The organism is Haliea atlantica, from assembly GCF_054779855.1.
In genome coordinates this window covers 89,543-105,472 of the sequence record NZ_BAAGXL010000022.1, presented here as the reverse complement: position 1 = coordinate 105,472, position 15,930 = coordinate 89,543, and the positions used below count along the sequence as shown (strand labels likewise).

Here is a 15,930-nt window from a genome sequence, read left to right as displayed (position 1 = left end):
AGTTGGCGAGACTACCCAATGATCCTGTCTGCCTCAAGGAGAGAATGGTCGAAGCCGCCAATGCGTGGATTCCGTCTCAGTTTGCCGGGCCCTTTTTCTGCGTGATGCTCCCGGACGACCTTCCCCTGCCGGACGCGGCGATTCTGAAGATGGGCCTCGCTCCGCTGGATGCGAGCACCTGGATACTGCCGGCGCGGGACGCCAGCAGCTGGCTGAAACACAAGCAGTCGGTCCGGTCCAGGCTGGGTGAGCGCGCCTACGCGGTGTTGCCGGTGGCCGATGCTGCTGCTGAGGAGCTGCAGCGCATTCTGCTGGAACACTTGTTGACGGAGCACGGGGGACGCTGGCAGCGTGGTGATGGCTGCTTGCGCATCCCGGCACAGGGCCTCGTGCTACCGGTATCCGGGGCGGGCAGGGAGGCCTTGTGGCACGCCTCCCTCTGGGTCGCCGAGGACCTGGTGCTGATGCAGGCGGATGACTGCGGGCGCTATCGCCTGACCGCCGCCAGCCTCTGTTCGCCCAGTCACTGGCAGCTCGAGGACAAGCTGGGAAAAACGCTGCCCGAGATACATGCGCCGGTGCCGGGTTTTGCCCGGGAGCTGGACGCCCGTGTGGCGCGTTTTTTCGGCCACCTGAAGACCGCGCGGCCGGTACAGCGCTACAACTGGGGTCTGCAGCGCGGCCGTGGTCGCTGCCAGCGCCAGGACAGCCCCGAGGAGGGCCAGGACCTGCATTACCGGGTGGAACGACAGACCCTCCTGCGCCTGCCGCAAAGTCGTGCCGTGGTTTTCACGATTCGTGTGATGCTCGCTCCCCTGGCATCGCTGGCGGCTCGGCCGGGCGGGCTGGGTGCGCTGTTCGAGGCCATTGACGGCTGTCCCCCGGCGCTGGCGCACTACAAGGGTTTCCCCGATCTTGCGGCAGACTTGCGACCCTGGCGGGAGGCCTGGGCCTCCGGGCACTGAAGCCGACCCCGGCATGGGTTAGACTATACTGCAAATCAAGAAGATCCGGAGGCACAGCCCATGGCACAGCACCCCTCGTCGGTCAGCGACTGCATGCACCGCAACCCGCTGACCATCCACCCCGATGCCAGCCTGGTCGAGGCCATCGAAACCATTGTCGAGAACCGCCTTACCGGGCTCACGGTGATTGATGACGACGGCAAGGTACGCGGGGTGATATCCGAACTGGATTGCCTGCGCGGGGTGCTGGCTTCGATCTACAACGACGGCGACCCCGAGCGGGCCCGGGTCGAGGATGTCATGACCCGGGAGGTCAACTCCTGCTCGGTGCAGGACAGTATCGTGGAAGTGGCGCAATCCATGCTGGACACCCGTCAGCGCCGCAGGCCGGTGATGGAAGGCGATCGTCTGGTCGGCCAGGTCAGTTCCCGCAACATCCTCTGGGCGCTGATGGAACATTCGCGCCAGCGCTACTTCAGCCAGAAGCGCTGAAGTCGCGGATGCATCGCCTGGCCGGGTGCGGCGCAGGCGAGCAGGGCTATTCCTCGCTGCCTGCGAGCCTGCGCAGTACGAAATGCAGGATGCCGCCGTGGCGGTAGTAGGCGAACTCGTTGGGCGTATCGATGCGGATCCGGGCCGTAAAGCTCACCGGGTCCTTGCCCTCCGCGCAGGCCTTGACCTCCACCTCTGTCTGGCCGGCTTCCACCGCGGGAATGTCAAAGACTTCCTCGCCGTTCAGGCCCAGGCTTTCCGCGGATTCCCCCTCGGGGAACTGCAGCGGCAGGATGCCCATGCCCACCAGATTGGAGCGGTGGATGCGCTCGAAACTTTCGGCGATCACCGCGCGCACCCCCAGCAGAGCCGGGCCCTTGGCGGCCCAGTCCCGGGATGAACCGGTGCCGTACTCCTTGCCCGCCAGCACCACCAGGGGGGTGCCCGCCTCGCGGTAGTGCTGGGCCGCGTCGAAGATGGACATTTGCTCGCCATCGGGGAGCAGGGTGGTCCAGCTACCCTCGGTGCCGGGCGCCAGCTGGTTGCGCAGGCGCACGTTGGCGAAGGTGCCGCGCATCATCACCTCGTGATTGCCGCGCCGGGAACCGTAGGAGTTGAAGTCCTCGCGCTTGACCCCCTGTTCCTGCAGATACACCCCGGCCGGACTGTCCGGGGCGATGGCCCCCGCCGGCGAGATGTGGTCGGTAGTGACACTGTCGCCCACCTTGACCAGGCAGCGGGCCTGTTCAATGGCAGTGACCTCCGGCGGGCTCGCCGGCATGCCATCGAAGTAGCTGGGTTTGCGCACGTAGGTGGAGTCCGGCCAGGGGTAGCGCGGGCTGTCGCTGACTGGCAGCTCGTTCCAGGTCTGGTTGCCGTTGAAGACATCCGCGTACTTGCGCTGGAACATGTCGGCATTGACGGCGCTCTCGACGATTTCGCGAATTTCCTGGTTGCTCGGCCACAGGTCCGCCAGGGTGACCGGCTTGCCCTCGTCGTCCTGGCCCAGGGGCTCGCGGGTCAGGTCGACACCCATATTGCCGGCCAGGGCATAGGCCACCACCAGCGGCGGTGAGGCGAGGTAGTTGGCGCGCACCTCGGGATGAATCCGCCCCTCGAAATTGCGGTTGCCGGAGAGCACAGAGGTGGCCAGCAGGTTGCCGCGGCGAATGGCCTCATTGATGTCATCCGGGAGCGGCCCCGAGTTGCCGATGCAGGTGGTGCAGCCGTAACCCACCAGGTAGAAGCCCAGGGCCTCGAGGTCGTCCAGCAGGCCGGTCGACTCCAGATACTCGGTGACAACCTTGGAGCCCGGTGCCAGGCTGGTCTTGACCCAGGGTTTGGTCACCAGGCCCCGTTCACGCGCCTTGCGGGCCAGCAGGCCGGCGGCGACCAGGACCGCGGGGTTGGAGGTGTTGGTGCAGCTGGTGATGGCGGCAATCACCACGGCGCCGTGCTCGAGGGTGAAACTGTCGTCGCCGCGGTCCACCCGGCAGCCTTCCTGGGCGCCGGGTTGTTCCACCGCGGCGCTGCCGCCTTCCTCGTCCCAGTCGGCTTCTTCCATGCTGGCCAGGGACAGCTCGCGGTGCTCGGCGAGCACTTTGTTGAAAGCCACTTTGGCCTCGCCCAGGGCAATCCGGTCCTGGGGACGTTTTGGCCCGGCAATCGAGGGCACCACATCCCCCAGATCCAGGGTCAGGTTGCTGCTGTAGCGGGCCGGCGGGGTGTTCTCGTCGTGCCACAGGCCCATGGTCTTGAGGTATTGCTCGATCAGGCCGATCTGCTCTTCACTGCGACCGGTCAGGCGCAGGTAGCGCAGGGTCTCGGCATCCATGGGGAAGAGGCCGCAGGTGGCGCCGTATTCCGGGGCCATGTTGGCGATCGTGGCGCGGTCCGCCAGGCTGAGCTGGGCCAGCCCCGGGCCGTGGAACTCGACGAACTTGCCGACCACGCCGTGGGCGCGCAGCTGCTGCGTCACGGTCAGGACCAGGTCGGTGGCGGTCGCGCCCTCCGGCAGGCTGCCCTCGAGACGGAAGCCCACCACCTCGGGAATCAACATGGTGACCGGCTGCCCGAGCATGGCCGCCTCGGCCTCGATACCGCCGACGCCCCAGCCCAGGACACCGAGGCCATTGATCATGGTGGTGTGGGAGTCGGTGCCCACCAGGGTGTCGGGGTAGGCGAATTGCTGGCCGTCCTCCTCGCGAGTGAAGACGCCGCGGGCGAGGTATTCCAGGTTCACCTGGTGGACAATGCCGGTACCCGGCGGCACCACGCGGAAATTGTCGAAGGCGGCCTGGCCCCAGCGCAGGAAACGGTAACGTTCCAGGTTTCGCTCGATCTCGATGTCGGTGTTGCGGGTGAGCGAGTCCTCGCTGCCGAAGTGGTCGACCATCACCGAGTGGTCGATGACCAGCTCGACCGGGGACAGCGGGTTGATGCGGTCGGGGTCGCCGTCGAGGTCGACCATGGCGTCGCGCATGACCGCCAGGTCGACGATGGCGGGCACCCCGGTGAAGTCCTGCAGCAGAACCCGCGCCGGCACGAAATTGATCTCCCGGGACGGGCTGGCTGCCGGGTCCCAGTTCACCAGGGCCTCGATATCCGCGTCCGAGACATACTCCTGGTCGCCGTGCCGCAGCAGGTTTTCCAGCAGCAATTTGAGCGCGTAGGGCAGACTGTCGACATCGCCACCGGCAGTGTCACAATCGAGCGGGAAAATAGTGTAGCTTTCGCCGTTGACGGAAAGTGTCTCGGTCTTGCGATAGCGGGTGCTCATGGTCTCTCCCTTTGTCTCGCCTCGATTTCTGACACTATAGCAGGCCGACCGTGGTCTGAGACAAACCCGGCCCGCCTGCGTAGGGTACTGGTGAAGTGCCGAGAGCGGCCTGGTCGGAATATTCAGCAACAGGAGGACAGTTTGACGACGGTGATTCGAAGGCTTTGTCGCGGGGTGCTGGCTGCTGGCCTTACCGGTCTGGCCACGGCGCTGGTGTGGGTTGCCGGCGCCGCGGCCCAGGTGCCGGTCGGTGTAGTGACCGTGGCCGAGGAGCGCGTGCTGCAGGAACTGCGGCTCACCGGCTCGGTGACCGCCGAACGCAGTGCCCGCCTGTCCCTGGCTACGGCGGGCCTGGTGCAGACGCTCGCGGTGGACGCCGGCAGCCGGGTTGCCGCCGGGGATACCTTGTTGGGGCTGGATGACGAGCTGGCCCGTCTCGACAGGCAAGCCAGCCAGGCCGCCGCCAGGGAGGCGAGGCTGCAACTGGAAGATGCGCGTCGCCGCCTGGAGGAGGGGCGCAGCCTGCTGCCCCAACGGGGCATTGCCGAAACCGCCGTGCGCGACCTGGAGGCGGAGGTGGCCCAGGCCGAGGCCGCCCTGGCTCGCGCGGAGGCGGAGGCAGAACACCGTCGTGCGGTGCTCGCGCGGCACCAGCTCCGTGCACCGTTCGCCGGTATCGTCGCCGCACGCCACACCGACCTGGGCGAGTGGGTGACCCCGGGCACCCCGGTGTTCGAGCTGGTAGGCCTGGAAAATCTGCGGCTGGAGTTTGCCGTGGCGGAGGATGTCGTCGCCGGTATCCAGTCCGGTGCCGAAACCACCTATCGCCTGGGCAAGGCCCCGGAGCGCGTCTGGGCCGGCCGGGTGGACAGCCTGGTGCCGGTGGCGGACCCCGGTGCCCGTACCTTCCTTTTGCGCATACTGCCCGAGGGCGAGCGGCCGCCCTTCATGCTCCCCGGCATGTCAGTGGGTGCGGAGTTGCAGCTGGATACCGGGCGCCGGGCCCTGACCGTGCCCCGGGATGCGCTGTTGCGCTATCCGGACGGTCGCGTCGTGGTGTGGACGGTGGAGGCCGGCGAGTCCGGTCCGGTAGCCAGGGAAACCCCGGTGCAGCCCGGGCTGACCTTCGATGGCAGGGTCGAGGTCCGCGGTGACCTCGAGCTTGGCGAACGTGTGGTTGTGCGGGGCAACGAAGCCCTGAGCGTAGGCCAGCGGGTGGCGCCGGTCGAACAGCCCGCGGGGAGCTGACATGTTCGAGCAGATTGTACGCCGCGGCACCCTGATGACGGTGATCGTGTTGATTGTCGCGGTGGTGGGTGCGATCGCCGCCCTGCGGATTCCGGTGCAGATGATTCCCGACCTGGATGTGCGGGTGATCAGTGTCCGCACCACCTGGCCGGGGGCAACCCCCCAGGACGTGGAAAAGGAAATCCTGGTCGAGCAGGAGGAGTACCTGCGCAACCTGCCCAGCCTGACGCGGCTGGAGTCTTCCGCCAGCAGTGGCACGGCGGAAATCGAGCTGGAATTTCCCTTCGGTACCGACATCACGGAGATGCTGATCCGGGTCAACAATGCTCTCAGCCAGGTGCCCTCCTACCCGGAGAATGTCGACGAGCCGCGCATCTATGCCAATTCCTTCTCCAGCAATTCCTTCATGTTCTTCAGTGTGGTGCCGCTGCCGGGGAATCCGCGTCAGCTGAACATGGACATGGCGCTGGACTTCGTGGAGGACTATGTCAGGCCTCGCCTGTCGAGGGTGCCCGGTGTATCCGAGGTCAGCGTCTGGGGCGGAGCCGAGCGACAGATCCAGATCCTGGTGGACCCGCGCCGGCTGGCGCAACGCGATCTCACCCTGGTGCAGGTTCGCGAAGCGGTGCGGGCGCGCAACCGGGACCGCTCGGGCGGGGAGATCGAATCCGGCAAGCGCAGCTACCTGCTGCGCACCGTGGGTCGCTTCGAGGACCTGGAGGACCTGGAGAGTCTGATTCTCGAGCGCCGTGGGGACGCCATCATCCGTCTGTCGGATGTGGCGACGGTCAGGCTGGGCAATTTCGAGAAGCGCAGCCTGGCCTATTTCAATGGCGACCCCAACATTTTTGTGGCCATCCGGCGCGAGTCTGGCTCCAACGTCATCGACATCAAGGAAGCCATGCTGCAGGAGCTGGAGGCCACCAATGGCGAGGTGCTGGAACCCGCGGGCATGGTCATGCAGCTGGTCTCGGATGATGTGCGCTATGTCCAGGATTCGGTGCGCAACGTCTGGCAGAACCTCATCCTGGGGGCCCTGTTCGCGAGCCTGGTCATGTACCTGTTCCTGCGCTCGGGGCGTGCCACCGCGGCGGGGGTCATGGGGATTCCCCTGTGCATCATCGTGGCCTTTCTGGGGCTGCTGCTGGCGGGGCGCACGATTAACGTCATCTCCCTTGCCGGGGTCGCCTTTGCCATTGGCATGACCCTGGATAACAGCATTGTGGTGCTGGAGAGCATCGAACTGGAGCGGCGGCGGGGCGCCTCGCGACTGCAGGCTGCGATTGATGGCGTGCGCCAGGTCTGGCCCGCGGTGCTCGCCTCGACCCTGACGACGGTGCTGGTTTTCCTGCCGGTGGTGTTTATCCAGCAGGAAGCCGGGCAGCTGTACTCGGATGTGGCGGTGGCGATTGCCTCGGCCATCCTCGCCTCCATGCTGGTGGCGATTACCGTGCTGCCGACCGTCGCAGCCCGGGTGCCCTTCGGCGAGCGGCCCCGGGGGAGTGCGGCTGGCCGCTGGCGTGACGGCACGCTGCGCCTGGTGAACGGTATTCTGGCCACGACCCGCGCGCGACTGTTGTGCATCGGCGTAACCGTGGCTCTGAGTACCTTGATCATTCTCATGCTCACGCCCCCCGCGGAGTACCTGCCCGAGGGCGAGGAGCCCAAGGTCTTTGCCGTGATGAACGCGCCGCCGGGCTACAACCTCGAGACCATGGCGGAGATCTCCGCCGCCATCGAGGCCGAGTTGCTGCCCTACGTCGGCGCCGATCCGGAGGCCTATCGCAGGGGTGAGGCGGAAGTGCCGGCACTGGCCTACGTTAATATGCGTATCTCACCGGAACAGATGCGCATCATCAGCGAGCCACTGAATCCGGGTGATATCGAGCCGCTGCTGGACATCCTCACGGCGCGTTTCGAGGCCTGGCCCGGTATGCGCGCCTTTGCCGCGCGGGGCTCCATCATCACCAGTAACGACGGGGGCACCCGCAGCATCAACCTGGATATTTCCGGCGCGGACCTGGCGCAGCTCTATGAGGTGGCCCGGGTGATCTATGCGCGGGCCGACGAGGTCTTTGGCAATCCGCGAATCCAGAGCCAGCCCTCGTCCCTGAGTCTGGCCCAGCCGATGGTGGAGGTACGGCCGCGCTGGGAGCGTGCGGCGGAGCTGGGACTGGATGCCGAGTCGCTGGGTTTTACCGTCGCCGCGCTCACCGACGGCAGTTTTGTCCACGAGTTCTTCCTCGGCGACGACAAGGTGGATATCTATCTCTACAGCGACGTGGGGCAGTCGGCGACACTGGACGCCCTGCCTCAGCTGCCGGTCTATACGCCCACCGGCGCACTGGTTCCCCTGGCCAGCCTTGCGGATATCGTGGAAACGGTGGACACCGCTCAAGTGCGGCGGGTGGATGGCCGGCGCACGGTCACCCTGAACATCATTCCCCCTCGCAGCGTCGCCCTCGAGACCGGCGTGCAGCGGGTGCGCGAGGAGGTGGTCGGGCAGCTGCAGGCCGAGGGGGCGATCCCGGCCGGGGTCAACCTGGCCATTTCCGGTGCCGCCGACCAGCTGGATGCCACCCGCGAGGCACTCTGGAGCAACTACCTGGTGGCCCTGGTGATTGTCTACCTGCTCATGGTGGCGATCTTCACCCACTGGGGCTATCCCCTGCTGATCATGACCTCGATTCCCCTGGGCATCGCCGGAGGGATTGTCGGGCTGTGGGTACTCAACCTGGTCGGGGGCCTGTTACCCTTGCTGGGCCTGGCCGCTATCGTGCAGCCATTCGACATGATTTCCATGCTCGGCTTCCTCATTCTCATGGGCACCGTGGTCAACAACCCGATCCTGATCGTCCACCGCTCGGTGCAGAATGTGGAGGAGGCGGGCATGCCGCCCCTGGAGGCGGTGCAGGAGGCGGTCAGCGCGCGCCTGCGCCCCATCGCCATGTCCACCATCACCACCCTGTGTGGGCTGGCGCCGCTGGTGCTGATCCCCGGGGCGGGTACCGAGCTCTACCGCGGCGTAGGGGCGATTGTGATGTTCGGTATTCTGGGCGCCACTGCGGTGACCCTGACCATGCTGCCGGCGTTGACCGCGCAGGTGCTGATCTGGCAGCAGCGGCGGCGCGACAGCGGGGATGCGACTGCACAGAGCGGCTGATTCCCGCTACCATGACGGTTTGACCCACTGAACCGAGAGGATAATCACAATGAGCGAAGCCTGGATCATCGACAGTTGCCGTACGCCCCGTGGCATCGGCAAGGCCGGCAAGGGTGCCCTGGCGGATCTGCACCCGCAGCACCTGGGTGCCACCGTGCTGAAGGCGCTGGCAGAGCGCAACAGCCTGGATACGGCCCTGGTAGATGACATCATCTGGGGGACCAGTTCCCAGCGCGGTGACCAGTCCGGTGACCTGGGCCGGATGGCGGCCCTGCAGGCCGGCTACGATGTGCGCTCCAGTGCCGTGACCCTGGACCGTTTCTGCGGCTCGGGCATCACCTCGGTGAACCTGGCGGCGGCGAGCATCCTGTCGGGGATGGAGGACCTGGTGGTGGCCGGGGGCACCGAAATGATGTCCCTCTACGGCAAGGAGGGAAACACGGCCTCGCCCTTCCTCGACAACGGCAACACGGTCTTGCGCGAGATGCATCCCCAGCCGCACCAGGGGGTTTGCGCCGATGCCATTGCCACCCTCGAGGGTATTCCTCGGGAGGATCTCGATCGCCTCGCCTTCGAGTCCCAGCAGCGCGCTGACCACGCCATTCGCAACGGCCACTTCGACCGCTCCCTGGTGCCGGTCTACCGCCCGGATGGCAGCCTGGCCCTGGATCGCGAGGAGTTTCCCCGTCCCGAGACCACCCTGGACGGTCTGGGTCAGCTCAAGCCCGCCTTCGAGGCGATCGCCGACTACCCGCTGGATGAGGCTGGGACCACCTTCCGCAAGCTGGTGCTGCAGAAGCACCCGGACCTGCAGATCAACCACGTCCACCATGCGGGCAACTCATCGGGGGTTGTCGACGGGGCGGCGGCGCTGCTGCTCGCCTCACCGGCCTTTGCCCGGGAGCACGGCCTGAAGCCCCGCGCCAGGGTGATCGCCATGGCCAACATGGGGGATTCGCCCACCTTGATGCTCAATGCACCGGTGCCGGCGGCGCGCAAGGTACTGGCCAAGGCCGGCCTGAGCCTGGAGGACATCGACCTGTTCGAGATCAACGAGGCCTTCGCGGTGGTGGCGGAGAAGTTCATCCGCGACCTCCAACTCGACCGGGAGAAGGTCAACGTCAACGGCGGCGCCATGGCCCTCGGCCACCCCATCGGGGCCACCGGGTCGATTCTGATCGGTACCCTGCTGGATGAGCTGGAGCGCCGGGATCTGCGCCGCGGTCTGGTGACCATGTGCGCCGCCGGGGGCATGGCGCCGGCGATCATTATCGAGCGGGTGTAAGACCTATGGCGTGTGCCGTGGATGACGACTACCGTGCACGCCTGTGGCCGCTGCCGCCCTGTTTGCAGACCGGGGAGGGCAGCGCGCGCCGCGTGGGTGTGGAACTGGAATTTGCCGGGCTCGACCTGCGGGCCATCGTGCGCATTCTCCGGCATGCGCTCGGTGGCGAGGTGGAAGTGGTCTCCGACTACGAGCAGCTGCTGCGCGACACCCGGCTGGGAGACTTTGGCATCGAGCTGGATTTCGCCTGGCTCAAGCGGGTGGGGCGTGAGCGGCGCGAGTCGGACAGCGCCGAGCTTTTTGGGGAATCCCTGCTCAAGGTGGCCGCCGAGCAGGTCGTGCCCTGGGAGGTGGTGGGCCCCCCGGTGCCGATGGCGGATCTTTGGCGCCTTTGCGCCCCCCTCGCCACTTTGCGCGAGGCCGGCGCCCTGGGTACCGGTCACGCCCCCCACTATGCCTTCGGTCTGCACCTCAATCCCGAGCTGCCCGCGCTGGATGCTGCGACGGTGCTCGCCTACCTGCGCGCCTTCCTCTGCCTGTTCGACTGGCTGCGCCAGCGCAGCCGAGTGAGCCTGACCCGCCGTCTTACCCCCTACATCGATCCCTTTCCCACCGAGTATTCCCACCGGGTGCTCGATGACAGCTATCGACCGAACATGTCGGCCCTGATCGATGACTACCTGCGCTTCAACCCGACACGTAACCGCGCCCTGGACCTTCTGCCGCTGTTTGCGCACCTGGATGAAGCGCGCGTGCGCAGCCGGGTGCCAGATCCCCGAATCAAGGCCCGGCCGACGCTGCATTATCGGCTGCCTAACTGCCAAATCGACGAGCCCGAGTGGGGGCTGGTGCTCCCCTGGCGCGACTGGCTGCAGGTGGAAGCCCTCGCCTGTGATGAGGCGCGTCTGCGCGAGGCCATGCAGGCCTGGCGCGCGGTTCACGGTGGCGCCACCGGCGGTCTGTTCAGTAACTGGGAGGAACAGTGTCGGCGCTACCTCCTGCCGGAGTTGCTTTGAAACGACCACTGGTGGGGGTGACCGGCGGGGACAGGGGGCTTCCCCTGGCCTGGTGGTTCACGCATCTGGCGCTCTGGCGTTCGGGGGCCCGCGCCCTTCGCTTGAGTCCTTCCCGGCCCCTGCCACTGGATGATCTCGATGCGGTGGTGATCAGCGGTGGCGACGATATCGACGTGCGCCTTTATCTGCCGGACAGCCCCGAAGTGGCACCGGCCGACCCGGAGCGCGACCGCTTCGAGATTCGGGTCCTCGAGCATCTGATGCACAGGAAGTTGCCGCTTCTGGGTATCTGTCGCGGCGCCCAGTTGCTCAACGTGGTGCGTGGCGGAACCCTCTATCGGGATTTGCGTCCCCTGCGCCGCCGCACCAGCAACCGGCGCACGCCCTTGCCGCGCAAGACGGCGCTGGTGGAAGAGGATTCTGGCCTGGCGCGAATTCTCGGCAGGACTCGTCTGCGCATCAACAGCCTGCATCAGCAGGCTGTGCTTGAACTGGGCCAGGGCCTGGTGCCGGTAGCGCGGGACCTGGATGATTTCATCCAGGCGGTGGAGGCCCCGGAACACCCCTTTCAGGTCGGTGTGCAGTGGCATCCTGAATACCTGCCCATGCAGCGAGAGCAGATGAACCTGTTTCGGGCTCTGGTGCGCGCATCGCTGGAGGGCGGTGAGGGCGACGATCCCTGGGTGAAGCCCGCTTCGCCCTCGTGATAGACTCGCTGCAACAGACACAGCAATGCCGGGAGGCAAGCCATGACCGCAACCGACCAGGAGCAGCACCACCAGTGCATGCAACGCTTCATTGACCTGGCCAACACGATGAAGAATGAAGGGGTGCCGACCCGGGTGATTTCAGCCGGTCTGATGACCGCCTCCGGTGTCTATGCAACCTACACCGTTGCGGGTAACAGCGGCGGCCTCAACCCCTCGGGGGTCGACAAGGTTGCCGAGGCCTACAAGGAAAACCTGCAGCGTATCCAGGAGGCGAAACGCGAGGAGGCCCAGGCTGCCCAGCAGCAGGGCAACTGATCGCCCGGCGGGCGCCGGCCACTGACGGCAGGCGCCTTCTCCTGGCTCAGGGAGAGGCGATCGCGGGCGCGGCCGCCGCGAGTTCCGCCCGCACATCGCGGATGCGCGGGGCAAAGTGGCCCACCGCCAGCAGCGGCTTCAGCGCGTCCAGCTCGACCGGTTTGCTGAACAGGTAGCCCTGGATGGTGAGCTCGCCCCCGCGGGTGAGAAACTCGAACTGTTCCGGCGTTTCCACCCCTTCTGCCACCAGCTCCAGGTTCAGCGATCGTCCCATGGCGATGATGGCGCTGACCAGGCTGGCATCCGCTTCGCTCTTGTCGATGTCGATCACGAAGCTGCGATCGATTTTCAGTTCATCCAGGGGGAAGCGACTCAGATAGCTGAGAGACGAGTAGCCGGTGCCGAAATCGTCGATGGACAGGCGTACGCCCAGCTGCTTCAGGTCTCGCAACAGACCGAGTATCTGATTGCTGTCCTCGACCAGTATGCTCTCGGTCAGCTCCAGCTCCAGCATGTCCGGTGAGGCCCCGGTTTCTTCGAGGATCGTTCGCACCCGCTCGGCAAAGTTGCTGGAAAACTGCAATGCGGAAACATTCACGGCGACCTTGGGCAGGTGCAGGCCCTCGCGGCGCAACTGCACGATGTCCCGGCAGGCGGCGCGGATCCCCCACAGCCCCATCTCGCCGATCAGACCGGCCTCCTCGGCGATGGGGATGAAGCGGAAGGGCGGGATCATCCCCTGTTCCGGGTGCTGCCAGCGCATCAGGGCCTCCACCCCCATGACGGTCCCGGTCTCTGCGTCCACCTGTGGCTGGTAGTGGAACAGCAGCTCGTCGCGCTCCAGGGCGCGGCGCAGATCGGCTTCCAGTCGCAGGCGGTCGACGCTCTCGGCGTCCATGCTGTGGTCGTAGAAGAGAAAGGTGTTCTTGCCCCGGGCCTTCGCCTGGTGCATCGCGGTATCTGCGGCCTTGAGCAAGCCCTCGATGCTGTCGGCGTCCTGGGGCGCCACGGCGATACCGATACTCGGTGTGACCACCAGTTCGTGCCCGTCGATGGTGATCGGTTGCAGGAGGCTGTTGAGCAGGCGCTGGGCGACCTTGCTCACGGCATCCTTGTTCTCGACCTGGTTGAGCACCACGGTGAATTCATCGCCGCCGAGGCGGGAGACATCGATGCGCGATTCGTTGTCGACGAAGTGTGCGACTACATCGCTCTCGCGCACGCAACTCGCCAGGCGCTGGGCGACTTCCTTCAACAACAGGTCGCCGGCACTGTGGCCGAGGGAGTCGTTGATCCGCTTGAAGTTGTCCAGGTCGAGAAACATCAGCGCCAGCAGCTCATCGTTTCGCCGCGCCAGGCGCAGCAGCAGGTCGAGCTGTTCGGTGAACAGCCGGCGGTTGGGGAGAGCCGTCAGGCTGTCGAAGTAGGCTAGTTGGCGTAACCGGTCGCGGGTTTCGGTGACCTGGCGTACGGCACGGCTGAGCTCTTCATTGCGTTGACTGAGCTGCACGGTGCGTTCCTGGACCTTCATGCTGAGCAGTTGATGGTCGACATCAATCCGGCTCTTGTACTGATTGAGCCCGCCGATGATGGCATTGAGGACCGAAGCTATCTCCTGGATTTCCCCGCTGCCGTCGACGGTGACCGGTTCCTCCAGGCGCCCGGCATTGATGGCGTCGGCCTTGCTGGCGAGTTGCGCCAGGGGGGCCATCAATCGCCGGGTGTACCAGGTAATCAGCAGACAGGCACCCAGGACCAGCAAGGCCCCGAGGGCCGCCTGCAGGGCGATGGCCGGGAGCACCGCGAGCAGGGTATGCGCGCGGCTGATCCCGAGCTGCAGGTAGGCCGCGACAAAGCGGCTGCTCGCGGGGTTGGCGAGTGCCGCGGCGAGCTGCTGGCGATCCACGCTGCCGCTGGCGGGGTTGATGGGGGCAAAAACTGGCAGCGTGATGTCGGTCATACGCTCGCCACCGGCCAGTAGCGCGACGGCGAGGGGGGCGCCGCTGTCCCCGGGGTGGCCGCTGACCCCGGTCTCCGTGGGTGACAATTCCGCGTCGCGTACCGACCGCAGGTCCGGCGGCGGACTGGTCTGCCCTGTTTGCTGCCAGCTTGCCAGCACGCGCCCCTCCGGGGAGAGCAGGCGCGCGTAGCGGAGTGCGCGGTCGCGCCGCACCAGCGCGCGCAGTGTCTGTTCGAGGGTCTCGCCCTGTGCCAGCACCACCGCAGTGGCGAGCTCGGCCGGCGCGGCTTCGGCGCTGAGAGCAGCGATCAGTTGTTCGCGGTGGTGGCGGTATTCGCCCTGGGCTATCAGGAGAATGACCAGTGCCAGGGCGACCAGGCCGATGACCAGGACCAGGCGGTTGATCCGGGCGGCGACACTCACGGCTGAGCCCTCTCGGTGACGGCGCGCTCGATCGGTGCGGCGGCCCGGGTATCGCCGCCTTGGGGCGCCCGCGGCTGGGGTTCGGGGTAGAGGTCGAGCAGGGGCTGGGGAACGCCTCCGGCCGTGACGATCCAGGCGTGGCGGCGATTGAGCAGGCGCGGTTCCCGCACGCCGCAGGAGTGCGCGATGATTTCCACCTCATGCATCAGGTTGGTGGCGTAGTTGGCTACCCGCTGGGCCTTGTCCTCGGGCACCAGACCGCGCTGGAGATCGGGGTTGTGGGTAGTGACGCCGGTCGGGCAGGTATTGCGGTTGCACTGCAGCGCCTGGATGCAGCCGAGGGAAAACATGAAACCCCGGGCCGAGTTGACCGTATCGGCGCCCAGGCAAAGGGCTGCCGCCACGGCACCGGGGTTGATCATCTTGCCGGAGGCGATCACCCGGATGCGTTCGCGCAGGCCGTGCTCGATCAGTTTGTCGACCAGCAGTGGCAGGCTGCGCCGTATCGGCAGGCCCATCAGGTCCATCAGGCTCTGGGGGGCGGCTCCGGTGCCGCCATCGGCGCTGTCGAGGGTAATGAAGTCGGGCGCGTGGTCGAGACCCAGGGCGTGGATACGTTCGCAGAATTCGTCCAGCCAGCCCGGGTCCCCCAGTGCCAGCTTCATGCCGGTCGGTTTGCCGGTGACCTCGCGGATATGCTGCAGCTGTTTGAGCAGGTCGTCGACGCTGTTGATTTCCGGGTGACGGTTGGGGCTGATCGAGTCCATTCCCGCCGGGATCCCGCGGGTGCTGGCGATGACCTCGGTCACCTTGCGGCCCGGCAGGATGCCGCCCTTCCCGGGCTTGGCCCCCTGGGATAGCTTCAACTCGAACATGCGCACCTTTTCCAAGGCGGCGAGGTCGCGCAGACGCGCGTCACTCAGGCACCCCTGATCATCGCGCACGCCATACTTGGCTGTGCCGATCTGGAAGACAATGTCACAGCCCCCTTCCAGGTGGTACTGGGATAGCCCGCCCTCGCCCGTGTTCAGCCAGACGCCGGCCTTGGCCGCGCCGCGGGAGAGTGCCTGCACCGCGGGGCGAGACAGCGCCCCAAAGCTCATGCCGGAGATATTGAAAAAACTGTGGGTACTCCAGGGTTGCCTGGCATAGCCCTCGCCGAAACAGATGGCACTCCGCGCGCAGACCTCCTCATCCAGGGGAGGAATCAGGGCGTTCAGAAAGACAAAGTCACCCGGCTGGTTGAGTGGCAGTGTCGAGCCGAAGGCGACGGTGGAATCGAGGTTTTTGGCGGCCCGGTAGACCCAGCTGCGCTGGGCCCGGTTGAAGGGCAGTTCCTCGCGGTCCTGGGCAAACAGGTACTGACGCAGGAAGGTGCCCAGGTGCTCCAGCATGTACCTGCCGCGAGCGATGACCGGGTAGTTGCGGCGCAGGCTGTGGTGGGTCTGGCGGGTGTCCACCCAATACATCCAGGCAATGGCGAGCAGTAGCATGACCAGCCCGACCGCGAAGGCAACAGCAACCCATTGCAGAACCAGGCTGGTGAACTGTTGGATGACGTCCATGACCGGGAA

General features: G+C 66.3%; 11 protein-coding genes. 8 read left to right on the top strand and 3 right to left on the bottom strand.

Features of this window, described 5'->3' with window-relative positions:
• The first annotated feature begins 44 nt into the window (after positions 1-44).
• Both ACYVGS_RS14615 and ACYVGS_RS14610 read left to right on the top strand, forming a co-directional pair.
• Complete coding sequence (locus tag ACYVGS_RS14615; RefSeq protein WP_460589411.1) at positions 45-965, top strand: heme-dependent oxidative N-demethylase family protein; 921 nt, start codon at positions 45-47, stop codon at positions 963-965.
• Between the two features lie 60 nt (positions 966-1,025).
• Positions 1,026-1,457, top strand: a complete 432-nt coding sequence (locus ACYVGS_RS14610; protein ID WP_460589410.1) for a CBS domain-containing protein — start codon at positions 1,026-1,028, stop codon at positions 1,455-1,457.
• A 46-nt stretch (positions 1,458-1,503) separates the two neighbouring features.
• On the opposite strand, the gene acnA is transcribed toward ACYVGS_RS14610, so the two are convergent.
• Positions 1,504-4,236 (bottom strand): aconitate hydratase, encoded by a 2,733-nt coding sequence (gene acnA, locus ACYVGS_RS14605; protein ID WP_460589409.1) that lies wholly within the window; start codon positions 4,234-4,236, stop codon positions 1,504-1,506.
• Between the two features lie 150 nt (positions 4,237-4,386).
• Here acnA and ACYVGS_RS14600 point away from each other — a divergent pair, with 150 nt between their 5' ends.
• The 6 genes from ACYVGS_RS14600 to ACYVGS_RS14575 are packed head-to-tail and all read left to right on the top strand — an operon-like array spanning position 4,387 to position 11,973.
• Positions 4,387-5,484: an efflux RND transporter periplasmic adaptor subunit gene (locus tag ACYVGS_RS14600; protein WP_460589451.1), complete on the top strand. Its 1,098-nt coding sequence runs from the start codon at positions 4,387-4,389 to the stop codon at positions 5,482-5,484.
• Position 5,485: 1 nt separating this feature from the next.
• On the top strand, positions 5,486-8,647 hold the full coding sequence (locus ACYVGS_RS14595; RefSeq protein WP_460589408.1) for an efflux RND transporter permease subunit: 3,162 nt from the start codon (positions 5,486-5,488) through the stop codon (positions 8,645-8,647).
• A 49-nt stretch (positions 8,648-8,696) separates the two neighbouring features.
• The gene (locus ACYVGS_RS14590) at positions 8,697-9,932 is read left to right on the top strand and encodes an acetyl-CoA C-acetyltransferase (protein ID WP_460589407.1); all 1,236 of its coding nucleotides are present in this window, start codon (positions 8,697-8,699) and stop codon (positions 9,930-9,932) included.
• Positions 9,933-9,937: 5 nt separating this feature from the next.
• Positions 9,938-10,948: an amidoligase family protein gene (locus tag ACYVGS_RS14585; protein WP_460589406.1), complete on the top strand. Its 1,011-nt coding sequence runs from the start codon at positions 9,938-9,940 to the stop codon at positions 10,946-10,948.
• Positions 10,945-11,655 (top strand): gamma-glutamyl-gamma-aminobutyrate hydrolase family protein, encoded by a 711-nt coding sequence (locus ACYVGS_RS14580; RefSeq protein ID WP_460589405.1) that lies wholly within the window; start codon positions 10,945-10,947, stop codon positions 11,653-11,655. Before ACYVGS_RS14585 ends, ACYVGS_RS14580 begins: the two co-directional genes overlap by 4 nt.
• A 42-nt stretch (positions 11,656-11,697) precedes the next feature.
• Complete coding sequence (locus ACYVGS_RS14575; protein WP_460589404.1) at positions 11,698-11,973, top strand: DUF3144 domain-containing protein; 276 nt, start codon at positions 11,698-11,700, stop codon at positions 11,971-11,973.
• Between the two features lie 46 nt (positions 11,974-12,019).
• On the opposite strand, the gene ACYVGS_RS14570 is transcribed toward ACYVGS_RS14575, so the two are convergent.
• Both ACYVGS_RS14570 and ACYVGS_RS14565 read right to left on the bottom strand, forming a co-directional pair.
• Positions 12,020-14,356 carry a putative bifunctional diguanylate cyclase/phosphodiesterase gene (locus ACYVGS_RS14570; RefSeq protein WP_460589403.1) on the bottom strand — a complete coding sequence of 779 codons (2,337 nt, stop codon included), beginning with the start codon at positions 14,354-14,356 and terminating at the stop codon, positions 12,020-12,022.
• Positions 14,353-15,921: an FMN-binding glutamate synthase family protein gene (locus ACYVGS_RS14565; protein WP_460589402.1), complete on the bottom strand. Its 1,569-nt coding sequence runs from the start codon at positions 15,919-15,921 to the stop codon at positions 14,353-14,355. Before ACYVGS_RS14565 ends, ACYVGS_RS14570 begins: the two co-directional genes overlap by 4 nt.
• Between the last annotated feature and the right edge of the window lie 9 nt (positions 15,922-15,930).

Coding starts and splice junctions, on each gene's coding strand:
- ACYVGS_RS14610 (WP_460589410.1), top strand. CDS start 1,026: ATGGCACAGCACCCCTCGTCGGTCAGCGACTGCATGCACCGCAACCCG.
- ACYVGS_RS14585 (WP_460589406.1), top strand. CDS start 9,938: ATGGCGTGTGCCGTGGATGACGACTACCGTGCACGCCTGTGGCCGCTG.
- ACYVGS_RS14615 (WP_460589411.1), top strand. CDS start 45: ATGGTCGAAGCCGCCAATGCGTGGATTCCGTCTCAGTTTGCCGGGCCC.
- ACYVGS_RS14595 (WP_460589408.1), top strand. CDS start 5,486: ATGTTCGAGCAGATTGTACGCCGCGGCACCCTGATGACGGTGATCGTG.
- ACYVGS_RS14590 (WP_460589407.1), top strand. CDS start 8,697: ATGAGCGAAGCCTGGATCATCGACAGTTGCCGTACGCCCCGTGGCATC.
- ACYVGS_RS14575 (WP_460589404.1), top strand. CDS start 11,698: ATGACCGCAACCGACCAGGAGCAGCACCACCAGTGCATGCAACGCTTC.
- ACYVGS_RS14565 (WP_460589402.1), bottom strand. CDS start 15,921: ATGGACGTCATCCAACAGTTCACCAGCCTGGTTCTGCAATGGGTTGCT.
- acnA (WP_460589409.1), bottom strand. CDS start 4,236: ATGAGCACCCGCTATCGCAAGACCGAGACACTTTCCGTCAACGGCGAA.